The following is a 17093-nucleotide window of genomic DNA, read 5'->3' on the forward strand; positions in this document are numbered from 1 at the left end:
AAGCAGCAAAATATCTTCGCGGGGAAAATATAAAGTGTCAGTTTGCGACGCGAGCGGCATTTTAGGCCATTCTGATGTCCGTTAACAGCACCAGTTGTTGTCAGAGAAGCACGTTTGCCGCGGGGTACAGAGGAATGAGGGGGAGCACGGGCATAAAATGATTGTTAATTCAGCAAATAACCAAATGAATGTAACAAAATAATACGAATAAAAACCTGCGGCGCTTTTCATGCACGCACTTGATACAAAAAGGCAATGGGTCCTAATAAAACAAAAATAATACGTAAAGAAGTTTAGGGATTTGTCTGAAAGATATTCAGCCAAAAAATATTTACGTCATTTGTTCGGATTATCGCCAGACGAGTATCCGTCTGGCGAACAACCTGCGAATAATCCTAACCACATACTGCCGATATGTTTAACGACGGTTCAAACTACCACGACGATACAGATTGCGCCGGATGCGGCTCAAGCCCGGCTTTGGCTTGCGCGGTTCATCGAGGCTGGCGAGCACAATCTCCAGTACGCGTTCAGCAACATCACGATGGCGCTGAGCAACGGCTAACACCGGACACTGGAGGAAATCCAGCAGCTCATTATCGCCAAAAGTCGCAATAGCCAGTTCAGAAGGCAGCTTCCCTTCACGACGCAGCGTGACATCCATCACCCCCTGCAACAGCGGAAATGATGTCGTGAACAGCGCCTGCGGCATGGGATGCGTTTCCAGCCACTTCTCGAATAGCTGTGCCGCTGCTTCGCGTTCATAGCTGTTGGCGTAGAGGTAATTCACCTCTCGCGGATCGTCTTTCCACGCCGTACGGAAGCCCTGCTCGCGCAGGAAGCTCACCGATAGCTCCGGTAACGCACCAAGATACAGTACCGTTTCAGCAGGGAATTTACGTAATTCTGCGCCGAGCATTTCAGCATCGTCCTGATCGGCACCAACTACGCTCGTGAAGTGTTCACGATCGAGCGCCCGGTCAAGGGCGACAATCGGGAAGGAATCATTGGCCCAGCGTTGATAGAACGGATGTTCAGGCGGTAGCGAGGTAGAAACGATAATGGCATCAACCTGACGCTGTAGCAGGTGCTCAATACAGCGCATTTCGTTATCCGGTTGATCCTCAGAACAAGCAATCAATAACTGATAGCCGCGCTGACGCGCCTGACGCTCCAGGTAATTAGCGATGCGCGTATAGCTGGTATTTTCCAGATCCGGAATGACCAGACCAATGGAACGCGTGCGTCCTGCACGCAAGCCCGCAGCGACCGCATTCGGGTGATAGTTGTGCTCACGAACAACCGCCATCACCTTTTCAACAGTCTTATCGCTAACGCGATACTGCTTCGCTTTACCGTTAATCACATAGCTAGCGGTGGTTCGCGAGACACCGGCCAGCCGGGCGATTTCATCCAGTTTCACAATTGCCCCTTGGGTAATAAGTACAGAACATAACCATTCTTCAGGTATGGATTCATTTTTATAACATCTAAGCGCAGAAAAGTGAGCACAGCAACCGCTTTAGTCCACAGTTCCCACCGATTTCGCAAAAAAATAGCCCGACAGGCGGTGTCGGGCTATTTTTACATCAGTTTCAGCGACTCAACGCATGATTTTGTCGCCGCGCGACAATCCGACCACGCCGGAGCGAGCCACTTCCACAATTCGCGCAACATCGCGCAGTGAAGCCAGGAACGCATCCAGCTTGTCGCTAGTGCCCGCCAGTTGAACGGTATAAATAGACGGCGTCACATCGATAATTTGCCCACGGAAAATCTCCGTGTTGCGCTTGACCTCATCGCGCCCATAACCGCTGGCCTGGACTTTCACCAGCATAATTTCTCGCTCAACGTGCGCGCCCTGCCCAAGCTCAGTAACGCGTAAAACGTCCACCAGCTTATGTAATTGCTTTTCTATTTGCTCTATCGCTTTCTCATCGCCAACGGTTTGAATCGTCATCCTGGACAGCGTCGGATCGTCCGTCGGTGCTACCGTCAGGCTTTCAATATTATAGCCACGCTGCGAAAAGAGACCGATCACGCGGGATAATGCACCCGATTCATTCTCCAGCAATACTGATAATATCCGGCGCATAATCAGGTCCTCTCCGTTTTGCTCAGCCACATCTCGTCCATACCACCGCCGCGAATCTGCATAGGGTATACATGCTCACTGCCGTCAACCGTCACATCGACAAAAACCAGGCGATTGTTACGTACTTGCTCCAGTGCTTCAGTCAGCTTCGCTTCCAGCTCTTGTGGGTCGCTAATACGAATCCCGACATGACCATAGGCTTCCGCTACGCGGGCAAAATCGGGTAGCGATTCCATATAAGATTGTGAATGACGGCCAGAATAGAGCATATCTTGCCACTGCTTAACCATCCCGAGATAACGGTTGTTCAGATTCAGTACCAATACAGGAAGATCGTATTGCAACGCGGTAGACAGCTCCTGAATATTCATCTGAATACTGCCATCACCCGTCACACAGACAACCGTTTCTTCCGGCAGCGCCATCTTCACGCCGAGAGCAGCGGGCAGGCCGAAGCCCATGGTGCCCAGACCGCCGGAATTAATCCAACGCCTTGGTTTGTCGAAAGGGTAATAGAGTGCTGCAAACATTTGGTGCTGGCCAACATCAGACGTCACGTACGCATCGCCGTTAGTCAGACGCCAGATAGTCTCGATAACCGCCTGCGGTTTGATCTTGCCACTTTGGGTGTCGTATTGCAGACAATGACGCGCGCGCCACTGTTCAATCTGCTGCCACCAGTCGCGAATTTCATCTAACGGCTGCAGAGACTCCTCGTGTTCGAGTAGCTCCAGCATTTGTTCCAGCACCAGACGCGCATCACCAACGATAGGAACATCGGCGGGAACGGTCTTTGAAATCGAAGTGGGATCAATATCAATGTGCAGCACCGTCGCGTTCGGACAGTATTTTGCCAGATTGTTCGTCGTACGATCGTCGAAGCGCACGCCAACAGCGAAAATCACATCAGAGTTATGCATGGTCATGTTGGCTTCATAGGTGCCATGCATACCTAACATCCCTAATGCCTGCTGATGCGATGCAGGAAAAGCGCCCAGCCCCATCAGCGAAGAAACGACAGGCAGCTTCAGTTTCTCAACCAGGGTATATAGCTGCGGTTCACATTTCGCATTAATCGCCCCACCGCCAACATAAACGACCGGTTTTTTTGCCGTAATCAGCGTTTGCAGCGCACGCTTAATCTGCCCTTTATGGCCCGTTGTCGTCGGGTTATAGGAGCGCATGCTGACCGTATCTGGCCAGGTGTAAGGCAGCTTTTTCGCCGGGTTCAAAATATCCTTCGGCAAATCAACCACCACTGGACCAGGACGTCCACTCGCCGCCAGCCAAAAGGCTTTTTTTAGGACGCCAGGGATGTCTTCGGTTTGCTTCACCAGAAAGCTGTGCTTCACCACTGGTCGGGAAATCCCCACCATATCGCACTCCTGAAAAGCATCGTAACCAATTAAAGAGGTCGCGACCTGTCCGGAAAGAATCACCAGCGGAATAGAATCCATGTAGGCCGTCGCAATGCCGGTAATCGCGTTCGTGGCTCCTGGCCCCGACGTCACCAGCACCACGCCGACTTCGCCTGTCGCACGGGCCAGGCCATCAGCCATATGAACAGCGGCTTGTTCATGGCGAACCAGAATATGATCGATACCACCAAGGGTATGTAACGCATCATAGATATCGAGGACTGCGCCCCCGGGGTAACCGAACACTTGCTTGACGCCCTGATCGACTAGCGACTGGACGACCATCTCGGCTCCTGACAACATCTCCATGGTTTGCCTCCCGGCTTATTGTTTTTAACGACAGCGGAATCCAATTTCCGCGCGCTCGCACAATACGAAGCAAAAAGGCTCCGCAGTGAGGTGAATAGACTGCATGCCTTTACCATAACTGCTCGCCAACGGGCAGGCAATTAGCCACCGCCGCCACACTGCAAGCATTAATAGAAGAAAAGAAAGATTCTAAGAAGAAAAGCGGTGAAAAACTTCAGGGATAAGAAAATATGATGGTCAATACTCGGATAAAATTACCAACTACAGTAAATCATCCATTTTTCATCTGATGTCGATGGCCACCTGCGAGGATAAACAGAATAAAATTCTGCATTTGATGACTTTTGTCACACAAAGCAGGAGCCGAAGCCCCCGTTTGTTTAGCGACAATTTAGCGCTGGCAAATACTCGTCAGTAATTCTTCCATCCACTGATGGCCTTTATCGCGCCCCGCCGCTTCGTGCCAGGAGAGATAGCAGGTGCGGCTATTCACTTTCAGCGGCAAAGGTAATATTTGTAGATCCAGCTTATCGGCAAATTCAGTCGCCAGCCAGCGTGGTGCAATTGCAACCATGTTGGTTTGCGAAACAACATTTAATACGCTGACCATCGCATTTCCCTGATACGCAATGCGAGATTGTTTATCAGCAGAGTCATACCATGGCTGGCTAAATGATGCGTAGCGGTCGAGAGCAACCACCGCATGTTCTTCCTGATAAATATCCGTCTCCATTAACGGCCCGGAAATACGCGGATGCTTCCGACTGGCAACCAGCACCATTTCATCTTTAAATAATGGAACACAAGCAAACTCAGGACGACGAAACTCTTCATAACCAACAACGAATTCAATTTCCTGATAACGCAATTGATGCTCAGTGTTTTGATTCAATGCAGATTTAAAAACCAAATGAATGTTCGGCGCAATTTCGCCAACTTTATTAAAGATAACGGAAGTCAAATAGTTATCTAACGGGCTGCAGACACACAGATTGAAAACACGTTCACTGCTGAGCGGCTCAAAGCCAGAGCCTGGTAATTCATTTTGCACTAATTGCAGTGCCTGACGTACTGAGCCAAATAGTTGGAAAGCACGTGCTGTAGGCTGGATGCCGCGTCCGTAGCGAACAAACAGCTCATCATTAAACATCACTTTTAAACGTGATACCGCATTACTGACCGCTGGTTGGGACATTCCCAAAGAATGTGCCGCACGGGTGATGTTTTGTTCCTGCATCACCGCATCAAAAACGGTAAGTAGATTGAGATCAACCATACGCAGTTGAGGTTTAGTGATCTCTGCCCCTGGGGCAGCTTTATATTCAGTACCTTCAATTAACATATCTAACTCCACTGTCACGCTAAATTCCCTTTGCCAAAGTGCAGTAATTAATTCTGAGAATATCATTTATCATGCATATGACATTTGCAAAAGAGCAAAGATGAATTTTAGGAATATATCAAGGTTATGAGTGGCGACGAAAAATCCGCGCGATTGAAAGTACCGAAACCACTTAAACCATATCGTTTACTTGATGGCATTAAGTTTACCCATAAATATTAAAAATAAACAACAACAGTAGTGGTTAACTATAATTTAAGCACTATTAAAGTATCTATTTAAGTCACCCTTAAAGTTAACGTTTATTTATCATTGATAATCTATCCACATTCACACAAAAACATTCACACAATAAATAAATTCATAATTTTCATTAAGATATCATCTAGCCACAACGCACAGGAAATGAGAGCGTAAGTGAAAAGAAAACTTATCAAATGTTGACAGTCACACAGCGAGGAGCAACATCCAAAAAAGGATCATCGGTCAAAAAGCGCGATCTCTAGCACAATTAGCTAATTCACTGCTCAGGCAAAAAGACGTTTTCTTCTTCCGAGTGTTGACATTAAACGCCATATCCAGTAACTCTAAAAGCATAACGATTTCATTTGGAGTATGACGCAATGATTTGCACCACTCGCTTCCTCAGCCTACTACTACTAAACGCATCCATTTTGCGCGGTAGGCTGTTGGGCGACGTTCATCGTTAAGTCATCTTCCAGCAAGACTATAAAACCCGCGCCGATGCGCGGGTTTTTTTATGCTCGTCAGCAAGGCGCCCGGACACAGACTAAGGATTTAAACCATGAGCCAGCAAGTCATTATTTTCGATACAACCTTACGTGACGGCGAACAAGCCTTACAGGCCAGCCTGAGTGTAAAAGAGAAGCTGCAAATTGCTCTGGCCCTGGAGCGTATGGGCGTTGATGTGATGGAAGTTGGTTTTCCGGTCTCTTCTCCGGGCGACTTTGAGTCCGTACAAACCATCGCTCGCAACATTAAGAACAGTCGCGTTTGCGCGCTGGCCCGCTGTGTTGAAAAAGATATTGATGTAGCGGCAGAATCTTTAAAAGTGGCCGAGGCGTTCCGCATTCATACTTTTATCGCCACCTCACCGATGCATATCGCCACCAAGCTGCGCAGCACCCTGGACGAAGTGATTGAGCGCGCGGTGTATATGGTGAAGCGCGCACGTAATTACACTGACGACGTTGAGTTTTCCTGTGAAGATGCTGGCCGTACGCCAATTGCCGATCTGGCGCGCGTCGTTGAAGCGGCGATCAACGCTGGCGCAACCACTATCAACATCCCGGACACCGTTGGCTACACCATGCCGTTCGAATTCGCCAATATCATTACCGGTCTGTATGAACACGTTCCTAATATCGATAAAGCGATTATCTCCGTCCACACTCATGACGATTTAGGCATTGCGGTCGGTAACGCCATCGCTGCGGTTCACGCCGGCGCTCGTCAGGTTGAAGGCGCAATGAACGGCATCGGCGAGCGCGCAGGTAACTGCTCGCTGGAAGAAGTGATCATGGCTATCAAAGTGCGCAAAGACATCATGGATGTGCACACCCGCATTAATCACAACGAAATCTGGCGCACCAGCCAGACCGTTAGCCAGATTTGTAATATGCCGATCCCCGCGAACAAAGCCATCGTCGGTACCGGTGCCTTCGCTCACTCCTCTGGTATTCACCAGGATGGTGTGCTGAAGAATCGCGAAAACTACGAAATCATGACCCCGGAATCTATCGGTCTGAACCAGGTTCAGTTGAACCTGACTTCTCGTTCAGGCCGTGCCGCGGTGAAACACCGTATGGAAGAGATGGGCTATAAAGAAAGCGACTACAACATGGATCATCTGTATGACGCTTTCCTGAAGCTGGCGGATAAAAAGGGCCAGGTGTTTGATTATGATCTGGAAGCTTTAGCCTTCATTAACAAGCAGCAAGAAGAGCCAGAACATTTCCGCCTGGACTACTTCAGCGTCCAGTCCGGGTCCAGCGATATCGCGACCGCGTCCGTGAAGCTGGCCTGTGGTGAAGAAACCAAAGCTGAAGCCGCCAACGGCAATGGCCCGGTAGATGCCATTTATCAGGCGATTAACCGTATCACCGGCTATGAGGTTGAGCTGGTTAAATACGATCTGAACGCCAAGGGTCAGGGCAAAGATGCGCTGGGTCAGGTGGATATCGTGGCTACCTACAACGGACGTCGCTTCCACGGCGTGGGTCTGGCAACGGATATCGTGGAATCATCCGCGAAAGCCATGGTTCACGTCCTGAACAACATCTGGCGCGCCGCCGAAGTCGAGAAAGAATTGCAACGCAAAGCTCAGAATAAAGAGAACAATAAGGAAACCGTGTAATGTCGAAGAATTACCATATTGCTGTTTTGCCAGGTGATGGTATTGGCCCGGAAGTCATGAACCAGGCGATGAAAGTACTGGAAGCTGTTCGCAACCGTTTTGATATGCGCATTACCACCAGTCAGCATGACGTCGGCGGCATCGCCATCGACCGTCAGGGCACTCCGTTACCACAGACGACCGTAGAAGGCTGTGAGCAGGCTGATGCGATTTTATTTGGTTCCGTTGGTGGCCCGAAATGGGAACACCTGCCGCCTGCAGAGCAGCCGGAGCGCGGCGCGCTGCTGCCGCTGCGTAAACACTTCAAATTATTCAGCAACCTGCGTCCAGCCAAGCTGTACCAGGGTCTGGAAGAGTTCTGCCCGCTGCGTGCGGATATCGCCGCCAACGGTTTCGATATTCTGTGCGTTCGTGAACTGACCGGCGGCATCTACTTCGGCCAACCAAAAGGTCGTGAAGGCAGTGGTCAGCACGAGAAAGCGTTTGATACCGAGGTGTATCACCGTTTTGAGATTGAGCGTATCGCTCACATTGCGTTTGAGTCTGCTCGCAAGCGTCGTCACAAAGTTACTTCTATTGATAAAGCCAACGTGCTGCAGTCTTCTATTTTGTGGCGCGAAATCGTCAGTGAAATTAGCAAGCAGTATCCCGACGTTGAACTGACGCATATGTACATCGACAACGCCACCATGCAGCTGATTAAAGATCCATCTCAGTTCGACGTTCTGCTGTGCTCCAACTTGTTTGGCGACATCTTGTCCGATGAGTGCGCCATGATCACGGGTTCTATGGGCATGCTGCCATCCGCCAGCCTCAACGAGCAAGGTTTCGGCCTGTACGAACCAGCCGGCGGCTCCGCTCCGGATATCGCAGGCAAAAACATCGCTAACCCGATCGCGCAGATCCTGTCGCTGGCGCTGCTGCTGCGCTACAGCCTGGATGCCGATAACGCGGCAACGGCAATTGAGAATGCGATCAACCGTGCATTAGAAGAAGGCGTGCGTACTGGCGATTTAGCTCGCGGTGCGGCAGCGGTCGGTACCGATGAAATGGGCGATATCATTGCCCGCTATGTCGCTGAAGGGGTGTAATCATGGCGAAGACGTTATACGAAAAATTGTTTGATGCTCATGTCGTTTATGAAGCGCAAAACGAAACCCCGCTGTTGTACATCGACCGTCATCTGGTTCATGAGGTTACCTCGCCGCAAGCATTTGATGGCCTGCGCGCCCACAACCGCCCGGTACGCCAACCGGGTAAAACCTTCGCCACCATGGATCACAACGTTTCAACGCAAACCAAGGACATTAATGCGTCCGGCGAAATGGCGCGCATCCAGATGCAGGAACTGATTAAAAACTGCAAAGAGTTTGGCGTTGAACTGTATGACCTGAACCACCCTTACCAGGGCATCGTCCACGTGATGGGGCCGGAACAGGGCGTTACCCTGCCGGGTATGACTATCGTCTGTGGCGATTCCCACACGGCGACTCATGGCGCATTCGGTGCGTTGGCCTTTGGTATCGGCACCTCAGAAGTTGAGCACGTGCTGGCGACCCAGACCCTCAAGCAGGGTCGTGCTAAAACCATGAAAATTGAAGTCAAGGGTAAAGCGGCTCCAGGAATCACGGCAAAAGATATCGTACTGGCGATTATTGGTAAAACCGGCAGCGCTGGCGGTACCGGGCACGTTGTCGAATTCTGCGGCGAAGCTATTCGTGATTTAAGCATGGAAGGTCGTATGACCCTGTGCAATATGGCCATTGAACTGGGCGCCAAAGCAGGCCTGGTAGCGCCTGACCAAACGACTTTTGACTATGTGAAAGGCCGTCTGCACGCGCCCAAAGGCCAGGATTTTGACGATGCGGTCGCATACTGGAAGACCCTGACCACCGACGATGGCGCGACTTTTGATAGCGTTGTCACTCTGCAAGCAGAAGAGATTGCCCCACAGGTCACCTGGGGAACAAACCCAGGCCAGGTTATCTCCGTTACCGACATTATTCCGGACCCGGCATCATTCACCGATCCGGTAGAACGTGCGAGTGCTGAAAAAGCGCTGGCGTATATGGGTCTGAAGTCTGGCGTGCCGTTAACTGAAGTGGCGATTGATAAAGTCTTTATCGGCTCCTGTACCAACTCTCGCATCGAAGACTTACGCGCCGCAGCGGAAATTGCTAAAGGTCGCAAAGTGGCTCCGGGCGTTCAGGCGCTGGTTGTACCAGGTTCTGGCCCAGTGAAGGCGCAGGCCGAAGCGGAAGGCCTGGATAAGATCTTTATCGAGGCCGGTTTTGAATGGCGTCTGCCGGGTTGCTCCATGTGCCTGGCAATGAACAACGATCGCCTGAACCCGGGTGAGCGCTGTGCATCTACCAGCAACCGTAACTTTGAAGGCCGCCAGGGCCGTGGCGGACGCACCCATTTGGTCAGCCCGGCAATGGCCGCAGCGGCAGCCGTTACCGGCCATTTCGCCGACATCCGTAGCTTGAAATAAGGAAACCATCATGGCAGAGAAATTTACCCAACATACCGGCCTGGTGGTTCCGCTGGATGCCGCGAACGTGGACACCGATGCAATCATTCCAAAGCAGTTTCTGCAAAAAGTCACTCGTACCGGCTTTGGTGCACACCTGTTTAACGACTGGCGCTTCCTTGATGACAAAGGTGAGCAGCCGAATCCGGAATTCGTGCTGAACTTTCCTGAGTACAAAGGAGCGTCGATTCTGCTGGCGCGAGAAAACTTTGGCTGCGGCTCCTCTCGTGAGCATGCGCCGTGGGCGTTGACCGACTATGGTTTTAAAGTCGTTATCGCCCCAAGCTTTGCCGATATCTTCTATGGCAACAGTTTCAACAACCAGTTGCTGCCGGTCACCTTGAGCGACGAACAGGTCGATGAAATGTTTAAGCTGGTTCAGGCGCAGCCAGGCATTACATTTGAAGTTGATCTGCAAGCTGAAGTGGTTAAAGCGGGCGATAAATCCTACAGCTTTAAAATTGATGCTTTCCGCCGTCACTGCATGCTCAATGGCCTGGACAGCATCGGCTTGACGCTGCAGCATGAAGATGCAATCTCTACTTACGAGAATAAACAACCCGCCTTTATGAATTAAAACCACGCGCAGTTCACCTCTCAGCCCGGCCTTTGCGCCGGGCTTTTTTGTTTTCCTCAGTAGAAAAATGAGATCTGGCGCACATATATCGATATTGTTCGGCCTGATATATAGAAATATTTAAAGCCAGGAAAATAAATATTTATCAATTGGGCATTTATTCAATCATTCCCCTCCTTTTATTGTGTCAATTCACAAGTACAAGTAAAAAATCGCTTGAGATATTTAAGATAAGAATACAAACATGTAACTAAAACGTTAATTCCATAGAAGCACACTATAGCTCTACGCAAAAAAAAGCATTATTTTTCCATTTGGCGCCTCGTTATCTTTCCCCATAGAGAAATATTAACTTTGGACAGGCCAGGATCGCCGTACGGCGACCATCAGGCATCCAGTGGAGAGAGCATATGAGCCACTACCCCCACCTTTTTTCCCCGTTGACCATTAACGGGATGACCATAAAAAACCGTATCATCATGCCGCCAATGGGGACTAACCTGGCCAGCCTGAACGGTGAAGTCACTCAGGAACAGATTGAATACTATGAGTTACGCGCGCGTGGCGGCACCGGACTCATCACTATCGAAAATATTTGTATCGATTTTCCTTTCGCTTCTAATGGCACAACGCAGCTGCGTATCGATAACGATCAATATATTCCACGACTGTTCAAATTAACCGAAACCCTGCATAAACACGGTGCCTGCGTCGGTATCCAATTAAACCATGCCGGCGCTTCAGCTTATGCTTATCGTCTGAATGGTGAAATGCCGCTTTCCTCTTCCAGCACACCATCGAAAAAGAATGGCAATATTCCGCGCCCGATGACACGTGATGAAATTTATCACGCCGTGAGTAAATTTGGCGATGCCGCAGAGCGCGTACGCCGGGCTGGTTTTGACTGTGTGGAAATTCACGCTGGTCACTCTTATTTAATTAGCCAGTTTTTATCGCCGCTGTTTAATAAACGCACCGATGAATTTGGCGGCTGTATAGAAAATCGCGCCAGAATATTAACCTTAATTGTTGATAAAGTGCGCGCCTGCGTAGGGCCACGTTTTCCGGTGAGCTTACGTATTAGCGCTGATGATTTCTTAGAAGGCGGAAATACGCTCGAAGATTCGCTGCGCATCCTCGAACTGTGCCAGGACAAAGTCGATATTATCAACGTCTCCGCAGCGCAAAACGACAACCTGAATTTCCAGATTGACCAGATGTCTCTGGAGGATGGCTGGAAGCGTTATCTCTCCCGCGCGGTTCGCGACAAATTCCACAAACCAACGGTTATTGCAGGCAACATTCGTTCACCAAAAGTCGCCGAAGATATTATCGCCAGCGGTGATGCCGACCTGATTGCGATTGGCCGCGGGCTTATCGCCGAGCCAGAATGGGTACAAAAAGTCCAGAGCGGTAACGAGCGCCTGATGCGCAAATGCATCTCCTGCAACATTGGCTGCGCGGATCACCGCATCGCCCGTTCTCGCCCGCTGCGTTGCTCTATCAACCCGGATATTATCCACGGCGACGCTTACAAACAGCAGCGTGTGAACCGCGACACCAACGTGGTGGTTATCGGCGCTGGCACGGCGGGAATGGAAGCGGCCTGTACCGCGGCCGAAGTCGGCTGCCACACTTGGCTGCTTGAGGAAAAACACAGCATCGGCGGGCTGGCCAGCGAGATCTCTCTGTTGCCAGAGAAAAAGCGTATTGCCGATTTCCCGCAGTTTATGAAAAACCGTATCGCCTCGCTGGATAACCTGATGCTACAGGTCGGCAAACGCGCCACTGTTGAATCGGTTTCCGCCCTGCACCCTGATTTAATTGTCAATGCGACCGGTTCGGTTCCTCTGCTGCCACCAATTGAAGGGCTGCGCGAGAACATTGATGTCGAAGGCGGCAGCGTCTTTTCGATTACCAATATGATTCATCATCTGGACCAGTTTGCCGATGCGAAAGGTAAACGCATTGCTGTCGTCGGCGCAGGTGCGGTCGGTCTGGACGTCATCGAATATTTCTCCGCACGCGGTGCCAGCGCAGTACTTATCGAAATGCAGGAGTCAGCGGGCCGCGACCTGGACATCATCACTAAAAATGCCATGTTGACCATGCTTGATGAACATCACGTGGAACAGCACATGCAAACGCAGTTGGTTGCCGTTACTCCAACTCACTTCACAGTTAAAAACGCGGATAGCACCTTTGACATTCCCTTTGATTACGGCTTCGTCTGCCTGGGAATGCGCGCCAATACCACCGGTCTCAATGAGATTGAACAATGGGCCAGAGCCAATAACGTAAAAATAATGAACATCGGCGACAGCCTGATGGCCCGGCGAATCATTGATGGCGTGCGCGAGGGGCGCAACGTGCTGGACACCCTGGAAGACATGGGTGCTCTGGGTAACCGCGAATCTACAAAAATTCCATTTCTAACATATTGAGGATTTTATCATGGCAGAACGTATTACTGGACACACTGAGCTGATTGGCCTGATTGCAACTCCGATTCGCCACAGCATGTCACCGACAATGCATAACGAAGCCTTTGCCAAACTGGGGCTGGACTATGTTTACCTGGCTTTTGAAGTCGGTAATGAGGAGCTGAAAGATGTCGTACAGGGTTTTCGGGCGCTAAAACTGCGCGGCTGCAACGTCTCTATGCCGAACAAAACCGAAATTTGCCAGTATCTGGATAAGCTCTCCCCGGCAGCAGAACTGGTTGGCGCGGTGAATACCGTGGTGAACGACAACGGCGTGTTAACGGGTCACATCACCGATGGCACCGGCTATATGCGCGCGCTGTCTGAAGCAGGCATCGACATAATCGGCAAAAAAATGACCGTATTAGGTGCAGGCGGCGCGGCAACCGCGCTCTGCGTACAGGCCGCGCTGGATGGCGTCAAAGAGATCTCCATCTTCAACCGTAAAGATAAATTCTTCGCCAACGCAGAACAAACCGTCGCCAAGATCCGTAATAACACCAACTGTGCGATCCATCTGTTCGACCTGGACGATCATGACAAACTGCGCGCCGAGATCGACAGCAGCGTCATTCTTACTAACGCGACCGGCGTTGGCATGAAACCGTTTGAAGGCCAGATGCTGCTGCCTAACGACAGCTTCCTGCGCCCGGATCTGATCGTTTCTGACGTGGTTTATAACCCGCGCAAAACGTATCTGCTGGAAGTGGCTGAGAAAAAAGGCTGCCGCACCATCAATGGTCTGGGCATGATGCTCTGGCAAGGTGCGCGTGCTTTTGAAATCTGGACGGGCAAAGAAATGCCGGTTGAACACGTCAAAAGTATCCTTTTTTAAGGATGGGGCGCGATGAAAAATAAATATGTCCCAACGGCAGCGGGGCTATACCTTAACTATCTGATCCATGGCATGGGGGTATTATTAATTACCCTCAATATGGCGAATTTACAGACGCAATGGGGAACCGACGCTGCCGGCGTCTCCATCGTCATATCGTCGCTAGGTATTGGTAAACTCGCCACGATCGTGACAGGATTCCTGTCCGATCGCTTTGGACGCAAACCCTTTATCTATCTAGGGATCGCCAGCTATCTGGTGTTTTTCCTCGGTATTTTACTGACGAAAAACATTTATATGGCCTACTTCTTCGGCATTATGGCAGGTCTGGCAAACAGCTTCCTCGATTCCGGAACCTATCCGGCGTTGATGGAGTCTTTCCCTAACTCCGCCAGCCGCGCGAACGTGCTGATCAAAGCCTTCGTCTCTGCTGGGCAGTTCCTGCTGCCGTTCATTATCGGCGCGCTGATATGGGCGAATATGTGGTATGGCTGGTCGTTTATCATCGCCGCAGCATTGATGGTTCTGAGCGCCATCTATCTGATAAAAATGCCTTTCCCGGATCATCGGGCGAAAAAGGAAACTGTCGAAAAGTCCCAGGCTGTTACAGCTGCTCCGCAAGCTAATTCCGGCAAGCTGGATATGGTGGTATTTACCCTGTACGGCTATATCGGGATGGCGACTTTCTATCTGGTTAGCCAATGGTTAGCGCAGTACGGCGAGTTCGTGGCGGGGATCCCGCATGAGTCGGCCATTAAACTGCTGAGCGTCTATACTGCGGGTTCTCTGACTTGCGTATTTGTCACTGCGGCCTTCGTCAAAGAGGTGTTCAGTTCAGCCGTCGCCATGATCATCTATACCTTCCTGTCGATGATTTCACTGCTGATCGTCTGCCTGTTCCCGACGCCAATGGTGGTTACCGGGTTCGCCTTTATCATCGGCTTTGCCGCCGCTGGCGGTGTTCTGCAGATAGGCGCGACCATTATGGCGATGAGCTTTCCTAACGGAAAAGGCAAAGCCACCGGGATCTTTTATACCGCAGGGAGTCTGGCAAGCTTTACGATTCCACTCATCACGGCAAAACTGTCGAAGATTGGTATCGCCAGCATTATGTGGTTTGATCTCCTGATCGCTATCGTCGGCTTTGTGATCGCTCTGTACATCGGTTATCGTCAGTTTCAGGCTCGCGCCGCTGCAAAAACATCTCATGTTGCAGCAACCGCCTGATGGTCAATGACAAAAAGAATAATGGATACCAACATGACTAAAGCAGTAACAGTAAAAAACATCACCTTCCAGGAAGGGGAAACCCTGATTTGCGTTCCGCTGATTGGTAAAACCATTGACGAACTGCAAGTCAATGCTCGTGCCCTGGCTACTGCCGGAGCTGACATTATCGAATGGCGTGTTGATCACTTCACGCAGGTTAGAGAAATTGAGCAGGTACTGTTGGCGCTGGGCGAAATTCGTCAGTTGCTGAAAGACATTCCGCTGCTGTTCACCTTCCGCAGTAAAAAAGAGGGCGGCGAAACGGAAATTAGCGATGAAGCTTATTTTGAACTGAATCGCCAGGCGGCGGTTAGCGGACTCGCTGACGTCATTGATGTCGAGCTATTCAATGATGAAGCACAGATTCGTTCACTGGTGAACGATGCCCATGCGGCTGGCGTAAAAGTCATCATGAGTAATCATGATTTCCATAAAACTCCGGCTCAGGAAGATATTATCTACCGCCTGCGTCGTATGCAGGATCTGGGTGCCGATTTACCGAAAATCGCCGTCATGCCGCAGTCGCCGCAGGATGTGTTAACCCTGCTGTCTGCAACCCTGACGATGAAAGAAAAGTATGCAACCCGCCCATTAATTACCATGTCGATGGGTAAATCCGGCGGGGTTAGCCGGGTAACGGGTCGTTTGTTCGGTTCAGCAATGACCTTCGGTACCGTAGGTCAGGCGTCAGCACCGGGACAAATCGCCATTACTCAGCTGCGTGAACTGATGGATATTCTTTCCTGATAAAACAGTGCCCGGAGGTTTCCTCCGGGCATCTACTTAAATCATTTTTTGGCTGTCATTAATAATAACATTCTTAAACGACTGAATTGCAGGGGAAAGTACCCGCTCTTTCATCGTTGCCAGATAGATATAGCGTGGAGGAATCGCATTTTTGATCGTCAGGATATGCACGTTGTAGTACGAGAGTGCGGAAATTCGCGGCATAATCGCAATACCATAATCAATACTCACCAGCCCCGCCATCGCCGTATCCTCGTCAACATAGCAAGCAATGTCCGGCACTAATTTTTGCTGCATAAATACGTTATCGATAAAAGGCCGCAGACCGCTATTTTCTGAAAAATAGACATAGGGATAATGAATCGTCTCAACCAGATCGACTTCATCATCATATAGCCTGGCAAGAGGATGATCTTTCGCCGTCACGACAACCAGTTCTTGCTGAATAATTGGAATAAAATCAATATCTGGTTCATCAGCAATATAAGAGCAAATGGCTAAATCAGTCTTTCCGGCCTTCAGTTCCTGTAGCAACGTTAGCGACGTGCCCTGAGTAAAAGAAAACGTCACATTGTGACAAGATGGTGAAAGTGAGTATTTATTAATTAACTGCGGAACAACAAACTCACCCATTGTATAAATAAAAGCAATACGAATATTCTCTTTGTTTTCCGCACTATTTTTTTGCAGCGTCATGCGACCATTTTCCAGAGAAGCCAGCGCATCTTCCACGTAGGGCAGAAAGCGTTTACCATTCTGTGTGATCTTGACATTTCGCCCTTTTCTGGCAAATAGCGCTACTCCCAGTTCTTTCTCCAGCTCAGATATGGCATGGCTTAAGGAGGGCTGGGTGATGAAAAGACTAGAGGCCGCCTCGGTGTAATGCTCGGTTTCTGCCAGTCGCTTAAAATAATAAAGTTGCTTTAGGTTCATTATTTTTGCTCGTATAATATAAGAATAAAACTAATGCACCTAATATACCATACAAGCCATCTATGATGAGTCGCAAAGGGCAAATATCGGCGTCGCATCAAATATTGTTTTGTTATTTTATTCATCACGTAACAAAGGATTGCAATATCATAGACTAAATCAATGGTTCAGTAGA

14 protein-coding genes are annotated in these 17093 nt (G+C 49.9%); 9 read left to right on the forward strand and 5 right to left on the reverse strand.

Annotated elements, in window-relative coordinates; all coding sequences use genetic code 11:
- Positions 1-418: 418 nt before the first annotated feature.
- The 4 genes from cra to leuO all read right to left on the reverse strand — a co-directional run bounded on the left by cra (position 419) and on the right by leuO (position 5182).
- Positions 419-1423, reverse strand: a complete 1005-nt coding sequence (cra, locus tag AC07P6_RS25260) for a catabolite repressor/activator (protein ID WP_112215532.1) — start codon at positions 1421-1423, stop codon at positions 419-421.
- Between the two features lie 180 nt (positions 1424-1603).
- On the reverse strand, positions 1604-2095 hold the full coding sequence (ilvN, locus tag AC07P6_RS25265; RefSeq protein WP_110272568.1) for an acetolactate synthase small subunit: 492 nt from the start codon (positions 2093-2095) through the stop codon (positions 1604-1606).
- Positions 2096-2097: 2 nt separating this feature from the next.
- A complete protein-coding gene (ilvI, locus tag AC07P6_RS25270; protein WP_331329691.1) occupies positions 2098-3822 on the reverse strand; it encodes an acetolactate synthase 3 large subunit in 1725 nt (574 codons plus the stop codon).
- A 391-nt stretch (positions 3823-4213) separates the two neighbouring features.
- Positions 4214-5182, reverse strand: coding sequence for a transcriptional regulator LeuO (gene leuO, locus AC07P6_RS25275; protein ID WP_112215534.1), 969 nt, complete (start codon positions 5180-5182; stop codon positions 4214-4216).
- A gap of 605 nt (positions 5183-5787) precedes the next feature.
- Between leuO and leuL the strand changes: the two genes are divergently transcribed.
- The 9 genes from leuL to aroD all read left to right on the forward strand — a co-directional run bounded on the left by leuL (position 5788) and on the right by aroD (position 15985).
- Entirely contained in the window at positions 5788-5874 is an 87-nt protein-coding gene (leuL, locus tag AC07P6_RS25280) for a leu operon leader peptide (RefSeq protein ID WP_110272571.1), read from the forward strand.
- Positions 5875-5969: 95 nt separating this feature from the next.
- Positions 5970-7541, forward strand: a complete 1572-nt coding sequence (gene leuA / locus AC07P6_RS25285; RefSeq protein WP_110272572.1) for a 2-isopropylmalate synthase — start codon at positions 5970-5972, stop codon at positions 7539-7541.
- On the forward strand, positions 7541-8632 hold the full coding sequence (leuB, locus tag AC07P6_RS25290) for a 3-isopropylmalate dehydrogenase (RefSeq protein ID WP_478314957.1): 1092 nt from the start codon (positions 7541-7543) through the stop codon (positions 8630-8632). The genes leuA and leuB overlap by 1 nt, the downstream gene beginning before the upstream one ends.
- Before the next feature lie 2 nt (positions 8633-8634).
- Entirely contained in the window at positions 8635-10035 is a 1401-nt protein-coding gene (gene leuC, locus AC07P6_RS25295; protein WP_182236319.1) for a 3-isopropylmalate dehydratase large subunit, read from the forward strand.
- A gap of 10 nt (positions 10036-10045) precedes the next feature.
- Positions 10046-10651, forward strand: coding sequence for a 3-isopropylmalate dehydratase small subunit (gene leuD, locus AC07P6_RS25300; RefSeq protein WP_182236317.1), 606 nt, complete (start codon positions 10046-10048; stop codon positions 10649-10651).
- A 410-nt stretch (positions 10652-11061) separates the two neighbouring features.
- Positions 11062-13095 carry an oxidoreductase gene (locus tag AC07P6_RS25305; RefSeq protein ID WP_304256114.1) on the forward strand — a complete coding sequence of 678 codons (2034 nt, stop codon included), beginning with the start codon at positions 11062-11064 and terminating at the stop codon, positions 13093-13095.
- Between the two features lie 10 nt (positions 13096-13105).
- Positions 13106-13969, forward strand: a complete 864-nt coding sequence (locus AC07P6_RS25310; RefSeq protein WP_304256111.1) for a shikimate dehydrogenase — start codon at positions 13106-13108, stop codon at positions 13967-13969.
- A gap of 12 nt (positions 13970-13981) precedes the next feature.
- Positions 13982-15196, forward strand: coding sequence for an MFS transporter (locus tag AC07P6_RS25315; RefSeq protein ID WP_304256107.1), 1215 nt, complete (start codon positions 13982-13984; stop codon positions 15194-15196).
- A gap of 33 nt (positions 15197-15229) precedes the next feature.
- Positions 15230-15985: a type I 3-dehydroquinate dehydratase gene (aroD, locus tag AC07P6_RS25320; RefSeq protein ID WP_112215539.1), complete on the forward strand. Its 756-nt coding sequence runs from the start codon at positions 15230-15232 to the stop codon at positions 15983-15985.
- A 36-nt stretch (positions 15986-16021) separates the two neighbouring features.
- On the opposite strand, the gene AC07P6_RS25325 is transcribed toward aroD, so the two are convergent.
- Complete coding sequence (locus AC07P6_RS25325) at positions 16022-16918, reverse strand: LysR family transcriptional regulator (RefSeq protein ID WP_110272580.1); 897 nt, start codon at positions 16916-16918, stop codon at positions 16022-16024.
- Between the last annotated feature and the right edge of the window lie 175 nt (positions 16919-17093).

The sequence above is a fragment of the Klebsiella sp. GFKo11 genome (assembly GCF_056490265.1).

Excerpts from the sequence above, each read along its gene's own strand:
- AC07P6_RS25310 (WP_304256111.1), top strand. The coding sequence starts at position 13,106 with ATGGCAGAACGTATTACTGGACACACTGAGCTGATTGGCCTGATTGCA.
- aroD (WP_112215539.1), top strand. The coding sequence starts at position 15,230 with ATGACTAAAGCAGTAACAGTAAAAAACATCACCTTCCAGGAAGGGGAA.
- leuB (WP_478314957.1), top strand. The coding sequence starts at position 7,541 with ATGTCGAAGAATTACCATATTGCTGTTTTGCCAGGTGATGGTATTGGC.
- leuC (WP_182236319.1), top strand. The coding sequence starts at position 8,635 with ATGGCGAAGACGTTATACGAAAAATTGTTTGATGCTCATGTCGTTTAT.
- leuL (WP_110272571.1), top strand. The coding sequence starts at position 5,788 with ATGATTTGCACCACTCGCTTCCTCAGCCTACTACTACTAAACGCATCC.
- leuA (WP_110272572.1), top strand. The coding sequence starts at position 5,970 with ATGAGCCAGCAAGTCATTATTTTCGATACAACCTTACGTGACGGCGAA.
- AC07P6_RS25315 (WP_304256107.1), top strand. The coding sequence starts at position 13,982 with ATGAAAAATAAATATGTCCCAACGGCAGCGGGGCTATACCTTAACTAT.
- ilvI (WP_331329691.1), bottom strand. The coding sequence starts at position 3,822 with ATGGAGATGTTGTCAGGAGCCGAGATGGTCGTCCAGTCGCTAGTCGAT.
- leuD (WP_182236317.1), top strand. The coding sequence starts at position 10,046 with ATGGCAGAGAAATTTACCCAACATACCGGCCTGGTGGTTCCGCTGGAT.
- AC07P6_RS25305 (WP_304256114.1), top strand. The coding sequence starts at position 11,062 with ATGAGCCACTACCCCCACCTTTTTTCCCCGTTGACCATTAACGGGATG.
- ilvN (WP_110272568.1), bottom strand. The coding sequence starts at position 2,095 with ATGCGCCGGATATTATCAGTATTGCTGGAGAATGAATCGGGTGCATTA.
- AC07P6_RS25325 (WP_110272580.1), bottom strand. The coding sequence starts at position 16,918 with ATGAACCTAAAGCAACTTTATTATTTTAAGCGACTGGCAGAAACCGAG.